This window comes from Bradyrhizobium ottawaense (assembly GCF_002278135.3).
GTDB classification, from domain to species: domain Bacteria; phylum Pseudomonadota; class Alphaproteobacteria; order Rhizobiales; family Xanthobacteraceae; genus Bradyrhizobium; species Bradyrhizobium ottawaense.
In genome coordinates this window covers 7,002,487-7,019,546 of the sequence record NZ_CP029425.2, presented here as the reverse complement: position 1 = coordinate 7,019,546, position 17,060 = coordinate 7,002,487, and the positions used below count along the sequence as shown (strand labels likewise).

Sequence of the window (17,060 nt, the reverse complement as noted above, 5' to 3'; positions counted from 1 at the left end):
CAAGGCCGCATCGAAAGCATTCTGATAGAAACGTCGGTACTCCCGCCGGAAGGCTGCTTCTGTCCCTTTCATCGATCTAGCGTGCGGCTCCGCCTCAAGGCAGCTCCGGATGCTATTCCGGTATCTGAGAAGGATATGTCTGATTATGACATCTCTGATTAGAGAATGTTTCTGGATGGTGGTAAGTCACAGAGATGCACGGTCATTCGGCTAGCAGATGTCGCAGATTAGCTTGCACATAATCTGAGAGGTTGACGGAAGAGTTCTCGTGCCGATAATCCAAGTCGTCGAGGTTCTCCGGTTCCCATTGATCCGGAGCTAAGAGGGAAGCCGGTGCAAATGCCGGCGCTGCCCCCGCAACTGTAAGTGGCGAGCCGCTGTCCAACGATGTCACTGAAGCCTGCACGGCTTCGGGAAGGCCGGACAGCAGCGATGACCAGCAAGCCAGGAGACCGGCCCCGACAATATATTGGTCCACGGGCGGGGTGTCTCGGTGGTACGCCAAGCAGCCGTCGCACGCGCGACTTCTCCTGCCTGCGTCCGCCATGGCCTTTGTCCCCAACAGGGGTTAACGCGATGTCTCCTCTCTCTCTTCCAGTTGCTACGCTCGGAACGCCACGCATCGGCCCAAGGCGTGAGCTCAAGCTCGCTCTAGAAAGCTACTGGTCTGGAAAGATTAGTGAACAGCAGTTGTACGAAGACGCATCCGGCCTACGCGCAGCGAACTGGGCTCGTCAAAAATCGCTCGGCGTCACGATCATTCCGTCAAACGACTTCTCGCTGTATGATCAGGTGCTTGATACAAGTGTCATGGTTGGCGCCATCCCGGAGATCTACGCCTCGAGCGGAGAATCCGTTTCGCTCCAGACGTACTTCGCCATGGCCCGCGGATCGCAATGCGGCGATCAGGATGCGAGTTGCGACCAGAGTACGCGGGGATCTGGCGTGCCCGCGCAGGAAATGACCAAGTGGTTCGATACCAACTACCACTACATGGTTCCCGAGTTTTACCGGGGACAGGCGTTCAGACTGTGCTCTCGCAAACCCGTCGAAGAGTATGAGGAAGCCAGGGCTCTTGGCTTTCAGACCCGCCCTGTCCTGATCGGGCCGGTCACATTTTTAAAGCTCGGCAAGAGTACCGATAGCGCGTTCCAGCCCCTCTCTCTCCTCGATGATCTGATACCTGTCTATATCGACCTTCTGCATGAATTAGCCAAACGAGGGGCAAGTTGGGTTCAGTTTGATGAGCCCTGCCTGGTCCTTGATCTGGATGAGGCGGCGCGACAATCGTTGCTGCACGCCTATAACCGGTTCGCAAAGGAGGGACCCGCTATCAAGATCATGCTTGCGAGCTATTTCGGCGCCCTAGGCGACAATCTGGATACTGCCTTGAGCCTGCCAATTTCCGGTCTGCACGTCGATTTGGTTCGAGCGCCAGAACTATTGGATCAGATCATTGCTGACGGCCGAAGTGATCTCGTCATGTCGCTCGGTGTCATCGACGGCCGCAATGTGTGGCGGTCGAACTTGCCGTCGCTCCGTCAGCGGCTGAAGCCCTCGATTGCGAAGCTTGGCAGGCACCGTGTACAGCTCGCTCCGTCCTGCTCGCTGCTTCACGTGCCGGTCGATGTTGAACTCGAGACCGGGCTCGCGTCCGACGTCAAGAGCTGGCTTGCTTTCTCGGTTCAGAAGATGCGTGAGCTTGCGATCCTGGCGCGGGTACTCGCAGGCGACCAGAATGTTGGGCTAGCTCTTGCCGAGTCGGAATGCGCCGCGACTGCCCGCCGGACCTCGCCGAAGATCCATAATGCCAACGTCGCTGTCCGAATGAGGGCGATCGATCAGACGATGCGCCAGCGCGCCACCCCGTTTGCCCGTCGTTCCGAGATCCAAAGGGAACGCTTTGGACTGCCGGCTTTTCCTACCACGACGATAGGATCGTTTCCGCAGACCGCAGCGGTGCGAAATGCTCGCGCGGCGCATGCGCGAGGTGCGATGAGCGAGGAGCAATACGACAGGTTCCTCAAAGAGGAGATAGCCCGCGCCGTACGTTGGCAGGAGGACATCGGTCTTGACGTCCTCGTGCATGGCGAATTCGAGCGTAATGACATGGTGCAGTACTTCAGCGAGCAACTCGCCGGCTTCGCATTTACAAGGAACGGATGGGTTCAGTCCTATGGTTCGCGCTGCGTTAGGCCCCCGATCCTGTTTGGCGATGTAGTGCGGCCGAAGCCGATCACCGTGGAATGGTGGCGCTACGCGCAATCACTAACTGGTAAGCCGATGAAGGCGATGTTGACCGGACCGGTGACGATCCTGAACTGGTCGTTTGTTCGCGATGATATTCCTAGAAGCGAGGTCTGCCGTCAGCTTGCGCTCGCGATGCGCGATGAAGTCCGCGATCTCGAGAATGCCGGTGCAGCCATAATACAGATCGACGAAGCTGCACTCCGCGAAGGATTGCCATTGCGCCGGTCGGACTGGAAGGCATATCTCGATTGGGCCGGAGATTGCTTCCGCCTCTGCTCATCGGGCGTTACCGATCAAACGCAAATCCATACACATATGTGCTACTCAGAGTTTAACGACATCATCGGTGCGATCGCTGCAATGGATGCGGATGTCATTTCAATCGAGACGTCGCGATCGAAAATGGAGCTACTGGATGCGTTCAGGAAGTACGAATATCCAAATCAAATCGGACCGGGCGTGTACGACATTCACTCTCCACGCGTCCCCGAGACGGGCGAAATGAAGGAGCTGATGGTGCTAGCTCGGACGCGTTTGCAGGATTCGCAGCTTTGGGTCAATCCGGACTGCGGCCTAAAAACGCGCAAATGGGAGGAGGTTCGGCCGGCGCTCACCAACATGGTCGCTGCCGCGCGCGAACTGCGCGCTGCATCCGATCCGCAAATCGGTTGATCCCGAGCTCCGGTCTGTTCTCAACAAAGCTAATTCGGTTGTGGTGATTTGCGCTTTCCACAATATCGAGGCTACCATTGCCGCCGACATGATGCCCGGTCCACTTCGTGGACCGGGGAAGGTACGGTCTCGGAGAAAAGACGGTGACGCGTTGCGCTAGTTTCGTTGGCCGGGGTAGAATTGCCGGCTGCTCGATCACGGCGACAACATTCGCCGAAAATCTGCAACCCATGTAAGCAGAAGTGTATTGCAGCTAATCATGCCGTGGTACGCGGCCGTATAGGTTGAGATTTGGAAATTTACGCCGAGATTTGTCGCTCATGGGCACGTTGGCAACGGCCGCGACAGCAATGAGAAAACTAATGCTTGACGGACACCGCAAGGCACTCGGCGCGGATTCGGTCCGCTCGGAGATGCCGTCAGGCTCCCTCATTCGATCCACGAGATAGTTTCAGAAGAGAGGACGGCGAAGGCAGTCCGTACCCCAACTCACACCAATCCATTTGGGATAACGGCGCTATCCGGGCCACATACGCCAATGCGTCGGCCGCACCGCGATTTGCTCTCCGGTATTCGCGTTGATCCATCCGCCGAAGATCCGGCGGCAAGGAAAGACCACCCGGTGAATTGAATTACCCTCGATCACGGCAATCTCCAGATCCTGATCGAAGGGCGGCGCCTTTCCAAGCTGCTCCCATGTCAGATCATTAGATCCTGGCCGGTGTTCATAGCTGCGGGGTGACAAATTCAGATACCTTGTTAACACTGCGCACATCGCTTGGGTTCTGCGCGGACAGGCCGACGCCGATATCGTTCGGACGACCCGCGTCTCGATCGCGTCAGCCGCGGCGGAGGGATATCGGCTTTGCGCTGTTGTGACGGAACATGATCCGCTCGCGAACTGAAATATTTGGATCTGCGCCAGGAAACGACATCTGAGCTTTTGTCGAATTGATTTGGATCAGCTCAAGGCCTCGGCCATTGATATTTGTAGATGTGCTGCACCAGTTTTACTGGACTGCAGCTCCAGTAATCCGGCCCGGGCAGGGTAAATGGTCCGGCCGTCTGTCATGTCACGTCCTTTGTTGGTGAGACACATCTCCTTGTCCTCCGGCGTCATCGTGTTGGTTGTGTGTGGGTGGCCTTCCTCACGCGCGCATTTAGATGGGCGTAGCTTCGCTCTGAGCGCATAGCAGGGCCGTCCCGCAGGCCGATAAAGTAGATGCCATCGCAAGTCGGCGCAATTTATCATGTGGCCGGTCATTGGCTCGCCGCGCGGCTGCGGCTGCGTCTGGCAGCAGTCCTAGGAACGGCCGCGGGTACCCGGGCATGAAAGCATCATGGGCGTCAAGCATTTCTGTCTGCCGTGCGTCTGACCTTACTAGAAGACCACTTCTATCAGAGGCAGCCGCTGCAGCATTGATGCTTGTCAAAAAGTTGTGCGCGTCCGGGATCGGTGGCTCGTGACCGCTACCAGCCGCAGACGCCTGTCGACATGCTCCGAACTCGCGCTTCAGCGAGCGCCTCGCGTTCTCTGCAACAGACCAGCGCCTTGATTTGAGGCGCAACTCACGCCCATGGCTAAGACAACATTTTCGCCATTGCTCCGTGCACGCCGATGGTCATTGATGCTTCGCCTTTCATTCGGTAGCCTTGCCGGCGCTGATCCTGACCTTAAGCTCTGGCGCTGAAGTCCTGGACCGGGCTTATCGAAACGTGGGCTAGGACAAGTGTAATGATCGGCTTCTGCAATCGCGTCTTCAGGTGGACCGCCGATGCAAGTTCGGGGTTCTCGGCGTCATTGCCCAGCGATCGCTTGCGCGCGTAGCCCGCCGGCGCATGGCAGAAATCAGCCCGCGATAAGCCTGCACTTGCGGCAGTCGTTCACAAGACTATCGCGGACAGCTCGTAAAGTTCACGGCGGACTTTCGGCCTATCTTCGGAGGATCGGACAGACCTCTTGGGATGCTCCTTGAGGCAAATCAAATACTCCCCGCGCGAATGGCAGAATAGTGGATAAGCAAACCACACGAAGAGAGGGGCATGCCTTCATTTAGCGTCCGGTTTATGAAGATCGTTTGCGACGATGCCGGCGGCGAGCATCGTGCGTGCCAGGCAGCATTTAAGGTCGATGCCGCCTCGCTGAGTGCTGCAGCTCAGCAGGCGGAGACCGATTTCTGCCGGCAAAGGCGAGTCCGCGATTGGACAATCTTCGCCGATGTTTTGGAGCTTCGAACACCGCCTGCATGAGCCAATCCGTCCACATCGCCTTTCGAGCATTCCGTGAGGACGAGCTCTCCTGAGTTAGCAAGGGCGTCGCACTTTCCCCCACGGAAGTTTAAGGTCTTCAACACCGGCCAATGCTCTCAGTTCACGCCCGTGACATTCACCGGCGTCCTCGCCAGTCATGGCATTCATCTGCATGGGCGGCTATGGCGTCGGGCGCGACGACGTGTTCGTCGAGCATGCCTACGACATTGTGTCCGGCGTCCGCGTTTCGATCGGACGAGACTTTGCCCTTTTACAGTGACCGGCGTCCACTTCGAACCTTGGCAGCGGTGCTCCGGATCAGCCTTACTTCCGCCCGCTGCCACTCCGTGCGGTAGCCTTACTGTGGCAAGCGTTCCAATTGTACAATTTGCGCTACGCCGCCGGCAGCCGTATATGGAATCCCGAAGGGACGGCAAATACGTTATCCGCCGTGGCGAACCTCAGGGCAGATAGGTTGAATTCGTGGTGTAGAGCACCTATCCGGCAATGGTGTAGAGCGCATCTGACCAGCCGGCCAAAGCGGGATCATCCCAGTGGGTAGAGAACAGACGATCTCGCTGCTAGGAGGTAAGCGTGACCTTGAATTCGTACGATGAGTGGTCGAGATTGAAGGAAGTCGTAGCGGGTACGGCCACCAATTATGCGGCTCACGATCGCGAACTCTCTTTCGATCTATTCTTTTATGGCAATCTTAAGATCCGCTCGGAGTGGCCACCTAGATAGACTCTCCGCCTCGTTTGAAGTGGACATTGTCGGGTGCCCTCTCCGTGCGCCGTAAGTCGGGACGTGCACACGCTCACATCTGGCGGCACCATTGTGCACGTGACCGTCTTCCCGTATCAGGACGGGAGCTTTTGAATGTCATTTGATCGTCCAGTGACTTAAAGGCAACTGTTGCTTCGATGACAGCCGATCTACGCTTGTGCAAAAAAGAGCCACCACATGTTCGATATCTATTTGAACCAAAGAAACGATCTTTTGGTCGTGCCGAGAGGCTTTGCGATCCCCGCGGAATTGGGCGGGAATTGGAAACGAAAGAAGCGGGCGGTTCGTTCGGTGAGCGATGTCATTCATCAGGATGTACAACGGCGTGGCTACTACCGACGTCGTTTGATCTCAAGTCGGTCGAAGTCGGCAGTCAAGACCACCTCACGCTCCTAGTCAACGCAGCTATCTAATGCTGAACCGTTCTTCGGAAGATTCTTGGCGGGATGCAGTCGAAAGCGTTGCTTACCGCGGCGACGGCAGGCGGGTGTCGTGCAATCGGATTTAGGAGGAAGCTCTCTTTTGAAAAGCGGCTCGCAGCTCTGGAGCTTACCTCAAAATATGTAATATGGGTTCCTTAAGTCGATGGCGTGCGCGAGTTTTCAGTTGTCGATACTGAAGAGACTTGCCGGCCAGCCGCACGGTCTGGCGAGTATCGAAGTCGTTAAGCAGCATTTGGCTATCTATTGTAGCAGCGGCCCGGAGTGGACGGGTCGTATGAAGCGGACTGCGAGCCGCGCGCCCCAACTCGATGTTTTCGGCCAAAAGCTGATCGAGCGGAAGGCCGGGTGCTGGATTATCACCGAGGAGGGAAGAGAATAGCTTGAGGCGCTCGAAAACTTAGATCGGGGTACTATGCAGGCGCAGGTTGAGCGAGAGTTCGCGCAAGAGCCGAAAGCTGAGGTGCCGCTCCCTTTGTTTTCTCGGCTGGAAGCGAACGCGGGCAGAAAGCGTCCCACGGCATGCGGTTGAGCCCACGTAAACCGATTTCGACGTGGAGGACAGCCGCTTAAACCCTTGCTGGTGGTGATGTAGTTCGACTGGATCGCGAAGTTCAATCTAGAAACAGTGTCGTTGTAATGTTGTAATCAGTGTTGTGGAGTCGTTAAACGCGACCGAAGATATTGACCTGAGGGACGAAGGATTTGGCCTCTTCGTGCACATCAGTGTCGTCGAGACGGTCGGCTAAACTGATTTCCCGGAAGGCATCCGGGTCAGATGCGGGAACAGGGCCAAGAACCCATGTGTTGGTTGGCGAAGGTAGCCGACGAGGGTCTCTGCCCGTCTTTAAGCGTTCTACCGCCTGTGGTGTCCTGATCGGCGGTGGACGCCAGTCGTGCTGGATTTTCAGCAAATTTCTTATCCCGAAAAGTTGGCATGATGATCTTGCACTGGAATTGAGGGCATCACTGGCAGTGGGCTGCACGCGGAGAACGAGCTCGACATATCAGCATTTTGGATGTGAGGTCGGCGCGCGTGAACTTCACCAATAACCTACCACTTCAGTCGAGGCCATCAAGCGGCGGCGCTCTTTGCGCGAGTTGAATACGTCAAGAAGCGAACTTGACAAAGAGCGCGTGATCAAAGCTGAGCGGGCCTTGTGATCATTCTCGTCAGCCACCTCTCTCTTAGCAATATCGCGGAGGCTGAAACACAACATCCTTCCGTTCTCTGTCCGCACCTCCTTAGTGGGATCCGTTCATCTCTATTGCGATTTGGCTCGCTTATTCGGAGCTATGCGGGAAACTGGGTGATGACGGAATGAGATAGGCGGCGTATCGAGGCGGGTGTCGAGCCTGCCAGAACCTCAAGGAGAGCGATACGCCATGAACGAGCATAGCAACATTGTCCCACTGCGTCAGCCCGATGAGATCGACGATCCACTGACGAATATTTTGCGATCTGGTGCTCGGCAGCTGCTTGCGCAGGCTGTCGAGATGGAAGCCGAGGCGTTTCTCGCCGCGATGAAGGGCTTGAAGCTTCCCGATGGCCGCGACCGCCTCGTGCGGCACGGCCATGGTCCAGTGCGGACGATCCAGACGGGGATCGGCGCCGTCGAAGTCGCCCGGGTAAAGATTCGCGATCGCGCGGTGACCAGCGATGGCGAGCGGATCCGCTTCACCTCGGCGATCCTGCCGTTGTGGGCACGGCGCACGAAGAGCTTGGATGCACTTTTGCCGGTTCTGTACCTGCGAGGCATCTCGACGGGCGACTTCCAGGAGGCGCTGGCGGCGCTCCTGGGCAAGGATGCGCCGAATCTTTCTCCGGCGGTGGTTTCCAGACTGACGACGGAGTGGCAGCTCGAGTACGAGCGTTGGCAGAAGCGCGATCTGTCGGCGCGCCGGTACGTATACGTGTGGGCGGACGGCGTCTTCCTGCAGGCTCGCATGGAAGACCACAGCGAATGCATGCTGGTGCTGATCGGCGCGACGCCGGAAGGCAAGAAGGAACTCATCGGCTTCCAGGTCGGCGTGCGCGAGAGCACGCAGAGCTGGCACGAACTGCTCGTCGAGGCGAAAACCCGTGGGCTGAAGATCGCCCCGGAAATCGCCGTCGGTGACGGCGCGCTCGGCTTCTGGAAGGCGCTCGACGAGGTCTTTCCCGCCACGCGACATCAGCGGTGCTGGGTGCACAAAACCGCGAATATCTTGAACAAAGTCGCAGTGTCGGTACAGGCCAGCATGAAGAAGGATCTGCGCGAGGTCTATTTGGCGTCCAACCGAGCTTCGGCCGAAGTGGCGATCGATGTCTTTGCCGAGAAATACGGAGCGAAGTACGACAAGGCGGTCGAGTGCCTGACGAAAGATCGCGACGCAATGCTTGCGTTCTACGAATTCCCCGCCGAGCATTGGGACCACTTGCGGACGACGAATCCCATCGAAAGCGTGTTCGCGACGGTCCGGCACAGAACGGTGCGCACGAAAGGTTCGTTATCGTCAACGACTGCCAAGTTGATGGTGTTCAAGCTGCTCTGCGCCGCATCAAAGACCTGGCGGCGGCTGAAAGGCACAAATCAGTTGCCGAAGGTCATCGCAGGTGTCAGATTCGAAAACGGCATCGAGGTCATCCAAGTGCCGGAAAACCACGCCGCCTGATCGCCTCGTCACCCAAAATCCCGCATAGCTCGCTTATTCGAGAGCGTGTTGGTTGTTTAGCTCCGCATATAAAGGCGTCGATTGGAACGCTATCAGAACGCGACGTGCGTATGAAGTTTACAATTGCGCAGCTGCAACAGTGCAGACACCTCGCTTCGGAAGACATGCCCAAGATTATACCTGGCGCGATTCCGTATAATATTTGTCTAATTTTTTACGGTCGTCGCGCCGAAAAAACTATGTTACAAGCCGCTCCCCTAAGAAGGAGCATTCATCGTGAAGAAAGCAACCAAGAAACGCGTTAAGCGGCGCGAATGGACGAAGGCAGATATCAAGGAGCTCAAAGTCCACTCGAAGGCCAGGACCCCCGTGATAAAAATAGCAAAGATGACCAAACGCAGTGTCGGTGCGCTTCGCCAGAAGGCCTTGAATCTTGGAATCGGACTCGGACATCAGCGATAGCTTGGGCCGCGCTGGTACTTGCACGGTAGGGCGGCTCGCAGGCCGCCCTCAGTGCCATAGAAGGTTCTGTAGCAAATTGGCTTTGCCGATCCGCGCTGAGGGGGTTTTTTGGATGGCGTTTCAATGTGGCGGTGGGCCTCCAGCATCCTCATTGATGGGCTTTGTTAGAAAGTGTTGGTCTCAAAGGTTATGTCCGGTCGTGATTCATAATCGGCATTGAACACATTGTTTTGCTCGTAGCCCTACCAAGGATCTTCCACATGAACGTTCGAGGAGATGCAAACCGTGACCGATCTGGTCGGTGCCGAGCTTTTGCTGGAACTCGGATATGAGCAGGAACTGCTGCATGCCCAGAAAGCCGGTGTTCTAGACAGGGGACGGGAGGTAACTGAACTCTATCGCCGTATATTCCGCACCTGGTGGGATATGCGAAGTACCAATGCGGGAGGATTGCCCGGCTCATCTCACGCTGGAGAGCCGGTCCACACTGCTTTGAACATTTCGGAGAACCGAGACGTGTCTATCGAGATGTTGCGAGGGGAGGTCGCGCGGCTTGAGCAGATCCTCAGCATCTCCTAAGATGCTGAATGCTTGTGGCGATGGTGCCGTCTGGCAAACTTGCTTCCTTTTGGCCCCCGCTCGTCGGCGAACACCTTCGGCGTACGCCCGCACCTTCGCATCGCGAGGCAACTCTGTCACGAGCATGCGCCATCCTGAGCTACGAAGCCCCGCCGCGTGTTCGGGTCATGCTTCGTTCCGCCTTTCCTGGTTGATCGCCATGAAGGCAGCCATGGGCGTAGCCGAAAAGGAAGCGGAGCTCATACTTAGCAAGCGACAAAGAGTGATCACTTGATGATCCGCTCTGGTCAACCGCTGGCGTGCTCGACCGCGCCCGTAGACCATGTCGGACGCGAGCTCGCATCAACGAGCCGGCCTGCAGAGGAGAGAGCAGAACAAGTACGAAGTGCGACTGTCGTCCAACCAGAGTGCCTCATCGGCGAGGTAGTTGTGCGCACCGAGCGCTGGGATGCCGGCAAATCCTGCTCGCCGCCCACGCGTTGGAACCGCCGTAAAGCCGCACGCTCACCGCCGCCACGATCGCTCGGTGAGACGTCCCGCGGCGAAGCGGCGTTAAGTAACTGAGATGCTGAAAGCCCAGGAATCGCTTCCAAGATAAATGCGCGCAACTTAATTGGACCTGGCTCGACGTACTCCCAGCAAATCGAGGCGACATGCGGAGTCACACGGCCGCTCGCCGAAAGGTGTCGAACTGATTCTTGCTCGCCCAGCATCCAAGATCGCTGGATCGCCATCAAGTGTGGCTCGGCGCAGGCTGCCAAGGCCGCTCCATGCGAGCGCAAGGACGTGACACAACAGCTATGGCAGAAGGTGTAAACCGTCATGCACAGCGTCCAGTAGGATCTCGCGGGGACTGCGTAGAAGCTCCGTACCTCCATATGGCTCTTTGGCCCGGATCGCACGTAAACGGAACGATCCCGTCATTTCGCCGCAGAATCGCGCTCGCACGCGGAATACTCACGCTCGATCCAAATTGAACTTTCAAACTATTGAACCTCGCTGTGAATCCTTCGTACTCCGCTCCTTGCGTCGACTCGTCGCTGCCAAACGGGAGTACGTGAGGAAAAATTCCCGCGAGAAAAATACCCGAGAGGGTTGAAACGCCCGTAACGTCAAGTTGTACGATCTTCGAGCTCGCCAAGACAGCCATGTGCGTCCCAATCCATCCACGAGCAACGGAGTGAAAATGCATCAAGTCCCAAGCAATCGCATTGCACACCCGCTGCGAACGAAGACTATCGAGTGCTGCCTATCGTCCGGGCGCGACGATTTAGGCTGCATCGCCTTTCTGGCGGCAAAGCTTACCTGACTGGGCAGTCTTACAGGACCGTCGGCCGACTGGCGCCTCATAGCGCCAGAGGCGACCACGCCCAAGCCTGCACATGCGTGACAGTTGGATGAGAGCGAGCGTCGGCGCCCACTTGCGCCCGAGCGTTCAGTGCCAAAAGGCTATTTGGGAGGTCTGAAACGCATCAACGGGGAGGTTTGTGAAGGATCGCTCTCCGTCCGCAATGAGAAATTGGAGGTTGTTATCCGGCGGCCTTTTGGAGCGGTCGACGCGAAACGCGACCGCGATTCAAGGCGCTTCATTCGAAGCTATCGATGAGGACGGCATACGCGCGCCTCCGGGTCGATGGCGGACGTACGGCAGCTCATCGACGAAACAATGTAGGAGGAATGGTTTGACAAGACAGCGCTCTTTGCTGACGCCTGGTCCATTGTCGCTATCGTTGGCGGTGAGGAGCCAGATGCAGCTTGATCTCGCATCTCGCGATGACGAGTTCAAGGAGGTGACCGCCTGCATGAGGCGGCTGATGCTCGACTTGCTGGGAAACGCTGAGGACTATTCGGTGGTGCCTATTCAAGGAGGGGGCTCCTTTGCAATGGAGGCTGCCCTCTCTTCATTTGTGTCCCGAGCCGACAGGCCGCTCGTCTGCGTAAACGGCATCTATGGTGAGCGTATTCTGCAAATTTTTCGGCTGTGGGGTGTCGAGGCGCTGAAGCTCGTCAAGCGCGCGACCGATCCTTTGGATCCGCAAGAAATCGGCGAGTATCTGAGCCGAAATCCTGGCGTTACGCACCTGTGTTTCGTGCATTGTGAGACGACAACCGGAATCGTCAATCCTCTGCAAGAGATCGTGGAGGAGGCGAGGCGACGTGGCGTAAAAACCATCATTGATGGAATGAGTTCCTTCGGCGCCCTCAATATCGATCTGAGCCAGCGTGGACCTGACGTACTGGTCACATCCAGCAACAAATGCATAGAAGGGCCGCCGGGAGTAGCGTTTGTAATTGCGTCCCGCGAGCTGCTGGAGAATGCGGCTCAAGAACCGAGATCGTTTGTGCTCGATGTGAGAGATCAATGGCTCTCGCTCGAGCGCACGGGTGAGTGGCGGTCGACCCCTCCCACCCACATCGTTCAGGCAACGACAATGGCTTTGAAGATTCTGCATGAGGAGAGCATTGATGCCAGGCGCTTCCGGTACGAGAAGGTCAGAGACGACCTCATCAAGGAACTCGAAGGGACAGTGTCTCCGCTGCTGTCCCCCGAGTTGCAGTCGCCGGTCTGCGTTGCGTTCAGTGCGCCGCCCGGCATAGTAGACCAGCAAGGATTCGATGGGCTGTATCGCCACTTGGCGGCCCACAATCTTTACGTCTACTCGAAGCTGCACCTTGCGACGCGAAGCTTTCGCGTCGGTTGCATTGGGGAAATCCAATCCAGCTGGATTGAGCGGTTGGGATGCGCCTTTCGTACCTATTTTCGGCCCGGCCAGGCCCGGTCAGCAAGGCCGGCGCCGGACCAGGAGGCATATGGGGCGCGCGTAAAGATGCCGGCTCAAGCAGTTGGAGATCGGCAGCTGCCGTTTTCCGCCGAGACTGCTGTTCTGCATGCGGGTTATCGGCGCGACCCGGTGACGAAAGCCGTCGCAGTGCCGATTTACCAGAATACAGCTTATGAACTCGATGGCGATCTCAACCACATCGCTGACGTCTACAACGTCAAGGCGGATGGGTTCACCTACACGAGGATTATCAATCCGACGACCCGCGCGCTGGAGAAGCGCTACGCCGCTGTCGATATGGGCAGCGACTCGCTCGCCGTTGCGTCAGGTCAAGCGGCGACGTTCCTTGCTATCGTCAACCTTTCAAGTGGCGAAGTAGGGGACAATGTCGTTGCCTCTCCATATCTATATGGCAATACCTGGAACCTGCTCCACAACACCTTAAAGCGTTTGGGAATCAGCGTGAGGACAGCAGATCCTCGAAGGCCCGAGACGTTCGAACGAGCGATCGATGATCGCACCATCTGCCTGTTCGGAGAGGTAATATCGAATCCCTGTCTGATTCCGCTTCCCGTTAAACAGCTCGCGGAGATCGGCCGGAGGTACGGCGTGCCTCTGGTCGTAGACAACACGACTACGCCGCTGATATGCCGGCCGTCAGACCTGGGCGCTGCAGTTACAACGTACGCTGCAACAAAATATATCTCGGGCCACGGCACGACCCTCGGCGGACTAATCGTTGACAGCGGTAAAGTTAGCTATCGGGGAGCTTCTCGCTTTCCCTTGTTCAATGGTCCCGACGAAGCGCATGGCGGAATTGTCTGGCACAACGCCGTGCGCGATGTCGATGTCCTAGGGTCTGTACCTAAATAGCGCCACGTGATTCTCTTGCCTACGTGTTGATTCGGGGGCGAGAGAATGCGCGCTGGTTTGTTTTGGCTGAACGACAGGCAATGGGCGCGTATCGAACCGCATCTGCCGAGGGGACTGACGGGGCCGGATCGGGACGACGACCGACGCATCGTCAGCGGCATCATTCACATGCTGCAATCGGGTGCACGATGGCGTGATTGTCCACGTGAATACGGCCCTTACACGACGATCTACAATCGCTTCAATCGCTGGGCCAAGCGAGGACGATGGTGCGCAATCTTCGAAGCGCTGGCCAAGCCTGGCGAAGACGGCGTCGTACTGTCGCTCGACTCGACCTCGATTAAAGCTCACCGGTGTGCCTCCGGCGGAAAAGGGGGGAGCACAATCAAGCAATCGGCCGCTCGCGCGGAGGCCGCACGACAAAAATCCATGCGCTGAGCGATCCGCTCTGCCGGCCGGTCGTCCTGCATCTGACTCCAGGCCAGGATGCCGATATCGCTGCGGCTCCCGATGTCCTGGCGCTCGCGCCACCCATGAGCGTGCTCCTCGCCGACAAAGGGTATGATGGCGACAAGCTTCGCGGCGCAATCATTCGTCGTGGCGCCAAGCCCGTAATCCCCAATAAATCTAACCGTGTCGTCATCCATCGCTTCAACAAACGCGCCTACAAAGGACGAAATGTCATCGAACGCTGCTTTGGCAGGCTCAAGGACTTCCGGCGCATCGCCACGCGATATGACAAGCTCGCCCGTAATTTTTTGGCCGCTGTTCATCTCGCCGCTCTCGTCGCATATTGGCTCAATTGAGTCTGGACCCTAGGAAAGAGCGAGTTTCTCCTCAAGGCTCGCATGACCTGGTTACGCGATACCGGTGCAGCCATCTCCCCGTTTGCGAGCTTTCAACTGATCCAAGGGCTTGAAACGCTGCCGCTTCGCATGAAGCAGCACTGCGCCAATGCCAGGATCGTGGCTGGCGTTCTAAAGGAGCATCCTAAAGTGCGTCGGGTTTTTTACCCGGGGCTCTTCGAAGGCGCCGATCGGGAAATCGTCGAACAGACACTCAACACCGCATATGGACACGGGGCGATGGTCATGTTCGAGGTGGAAGACGAACTGGCCGGGCGAAAGTTCATCCAGAACATTGACTTGATGTATCACGTTTCCAATGTGGGAGATGCCCGCACGCTCGTGACTCATCCTGTCTCGACGACCCACACCACCGTCCCCCGGGAAAAGCGCGAAGCCGCCGGCATATTTGGCGGCTCAATCCGGCTTTGTGTCGGCATCGAAGATGTCAACGACATCTTGCGCGATCTGGACAAGGCGCTTTCCGCAATCTGACAACCTGCAAGGCAATCAGGAAGAGGTTCTCATGAATCAGGCAGACGCTTGGAAACTGAGGTCATCACGCTATGAGGCCGTCCAATTCAGCCGGGAGATCAATAAGCAACTTTCGGAGCTAAGGCCCGACAACATCACAGGGGCCGCCTACATTGCGAAAGATTACGCTGTTATCGCAGCGTGCACGCTTGCGACCGTGTCTGTCTCGTGGTGGCTCTACCCGCTGGCCGTCCTCCTGATTGGTGCATATCAGCGCGGATTGACAACCATCGCTCACGATGCAGCTCACCGCACGCTCGCGAAGAACACCACCTGGAATTATGTTCTTGGCATTCTGTTCGCCTCCTATCCCTTGTTCCAGCGACACTGGGCCTATCGGATCTCACATGTCTACTTGCATCATCCCTATCTCGGCGACCCCGACAAGGATCCCGACCTGAAGTTTTTCCTGGCCAGGGGCGTTTATGACGTGCAGCCTCCAGAGAGATACGCCTTCAACATCATCTGGAAGCCGATCTTCGGCGGCGCGACAGTGGCCTATCTGAAGTATCTCTGGACCAACCGGTTTTCGGTCGAAGATGTCGAGGATCAGAGCCGCTCAGGCATACTGATTGACAGGTATGGCTTCTATCTCTTCTGGATCGGCATCCTGGCCGGATCATATGTTCTTGGGCTGCTCCATATTGTGGTCCTGTTCTGGATCGTGCCCTATCTCACCACGTTTCAGGTCCTCGGCTGGTTCATCGAACTCGCCGAGCACTCGCCAATGTGCGAAAACGAGACGCAGAACGTCTATCTCACCAGAAATCGGAAGGGAAGCTTCCTCGAGCGAGCCATTCTTGGGCAGAATCTAGATGAGTACCACCTTGAGCACCACCTTTCGCCCGGTATCCCGTTTTGGCTGTTGCGCAAGGCTCAGAAAATCCGAATGCAGGATCCGAACTACGCGAAGGTCGCCGCGACTTGGGGCGGGCTCTTTGTCAAGGGGCCTCAAGGTCAGCCTAGCGTCATAACTCAGCTGAAAGAGCGAAATCGACGGCTGTATGAGCAGTCCGTTGCCGCCGTCCGGACGCGGGGCCAGGTGGCGTGAGTCTGCAACAGCCCGAGCGCGCGCGAGCCGTTGTCGGCGTCACTTCGAACCGTCTTCTGGTCGACGGTGTGCATCGCGACTGGTTACGCCGTAAGTACGTGCAGGCACTCCATCGTCATGGGGGAGTTGCTTGCGTCGTATTGCCGACCGTCGACGCGGAAGATGCTGGGGAGGCGTTCGCCACGGCCATCATGCGCCGGCTGGACGGTGTGGTCTTGACAGGTGATGAATCGAACGTCGACCCCGCCGTCCTGTCAGCGCCTGCATCCTTAGTTGATCCTGATCGGGACGTTGAGGCTGGGATCCTTGACCGTCCTAGGGACCGGCTTTCTGCCGTAGCCATACAGAGCGCCATCGCGCTCGGAATGCCTATTTTGGGCATCTGCCGTGGGCTTCAGGAGCTCAACGTCTATTTCGGCGGCACACTCCGCCCATCGCTTGCGGAGTGGAGCCTCGAAAGCGGTGCTATGCATGCCGAGAAGCCAGACCGTCCCAGGGACCGTCAGTACGATGCCGCGCACAGCGTCAGGATATCTTCCGACGGCGCGCTCTTCCCAATCGCCCGGACGATCGAAGCCCAAGTCAACTCGCTGCACAATCAAGGCATCGAGGCGCTTGCCCCGGCGCTGAGGCGGGAGGCGTGGGCGCCTGACGGTCTTGTTGAGGCGGCTTCGGTGATTGGCGCGCCGACGCTGCAAATCGGGGTGCAATGGCACCCCGAATGGCACGTCTCAACCGATCTCCTCGGCAAGCAACTCTTCAAAGCATTCGGAGAGGCCTGTGTTGTGTACCGCGGAACGAAGAATCACTAGGGCAGATCGTGAGATTTCAAACCAAACGTGGTCAGTACAGGCCGAAAGTTGAATGCCTCAAAATCGAT

Annotated in this window: 11 protein-coding genes and 1 riboswitch; all 11 genes read left to right on the top strand. The window is 57.3% G+C overall.

The features are described 5' to 3' along the window. Nucleotides 1-273 precede the first annotated feature (273 nt). Nucleotides 274-475: riboswitch (cobalamin riboswitch) on the top strand. Between the two features lie 101 nt (nucleotides 476-576). Further along, nucleotides 577-2,922 (top strand): 5-methyltetrahydropteroyltriglutamate--homocysteine S-methyltransferase, encoded by a 2,346-nt coding sequence (metE, locus tag CIT37_RS33050; RefSeq protein WP_028144317.1) that lies wholly within the window; start codon nucleotides 577-579, stop codon nucleotides 2,920-2,922. Nucleotides 2,923-4,965: 2,043 nt separating this feature from the next. Continuing rightward, nucleotides 4,966-5,172, top strand: a complete 207-nt coding sequence (locus CIT37_RS33045; protein ID WP_026312600.1) for a hypothetical protein — start codon at nucleotides 4,966-4,968, stop codon at nucleotides 5,170-5,172. A 157-nt stretch (nucleotides 5,173-5,329) separates the two neighbouring features. Continuing rightward, nucleotides 5,330-5,452 (top strand): hypothetical protein, encoded by a 123-nt coding sequence (locus tag CIT37_RS33040; protein ID WP_256379475.1) that lies wholly within the window; start codon nucleotides 5,330-5,332, stop codon nucleotides 5,450-5,452. A 2,332-nt stretch (nucleotides 5,453-7,784) separates the two neighbouring features. Then, nucleotides 7,785-9,053: an IS256 family transposase gene (locus CIT37_RS33035; RefSeq protein ID WP_035716818.1), complete on the top strand. Its 1,269-nt coding sequence runs from the start codon at nucleotides 7,785-7,787 to the stop codon at nucleotides 9,051-9,053. 276 nt (nucleotides 9,054-9,329) lie between these two features. Continuing rightward, entirely contained in the window at nucleotides 9,330-9,515 is a 186-nt protein-coding gene (locus CIT37_RS33030) for a hypothetical protein (protein ID WP_076829490.1), read from the top strand. Nucleotides 9,516-9,800: 285 nt separating this feature from the next. Further along, nucleotides 9,801-10,094, top strand: a complete 294-nt coding sequence (locus tag CIT37_RS33025; protein WP_272481446.1) for a hypothetical protein — start codon at nucleotides 9,801-9,803, stop codon at nucleotides 10,092-10,094. 1,748 nt (nucleotides 10,095-11,842) lie between these two features. Further along, entirely contained in the window at nucleotides 11,843-13,750 is a 1,908-nt protein-coding gene (locus CIT37_RS33020; RefSeq protein WP_244611309.1) for a 2-aminoethylphosphonate--pyruvate transaminase, read from the top strand. Nucleotides 13,751-13,795: 45 nt separating this feature from the next. Next, nucleotides 13,796-14,556, top strand: a protein-coding gene (locus CIT37_RS33015) for an IS5 family transposase (RefSeq protein ID WP_236842183.1) whose coding sequence is annotated in 2 segments (ribosomal slippage) — nucleotides 13,796-14,135 and nucleotides 14,135-14,556 — 762 coding nt in all. Because the reading frame shifts where the segments join, the coding sequence is not laid out codon by codon here. 42 nt (nucleotides 14,557-14,598) lie between these two features. Next, nucleotides 14,599-15,090 carry a PLP-dependent transferase gene (locus CIT37_RS33010; protein WP_231088513.1) on the top strand — a complete coding sequence of 164 codons (492 nt, stop codon included), beginning with the start codon at nucleotides 14,599-14,601 and terminating at the stop codon, nucleotides 15,088-15,090. Nucleotides 15,091-15,121: 31 nt separating this feature from the next. Further along, complete coding sequence (rtxC, locus tag CIT37_RS33005) at nucleotides 15,122-16,180, top strand: dhydrorhizobitoxine desaturase (protein WP_095424344.1); 1,059 nt, start codon at nucleotides 15,122-15,124, stop codon at nucleotides 16,178-16,180. After that, a complete protein-coding gene (locus CIT37_RS33000) occupies nucleotides 16,177-16,992 on the top strand; it encodes a gamma-glutamyl-gamma-aminobutyrate hydrolase family protein (protein ID WP_011084876.1) in 816 nt (271 codons plus the stop codon). Before rtxC ends, CIT37_RS33000 begins: the two co-directional genes overlap by 4 nt. Nucleotides 16,993-17,060 lie beyond the last annotated feature (68 nt).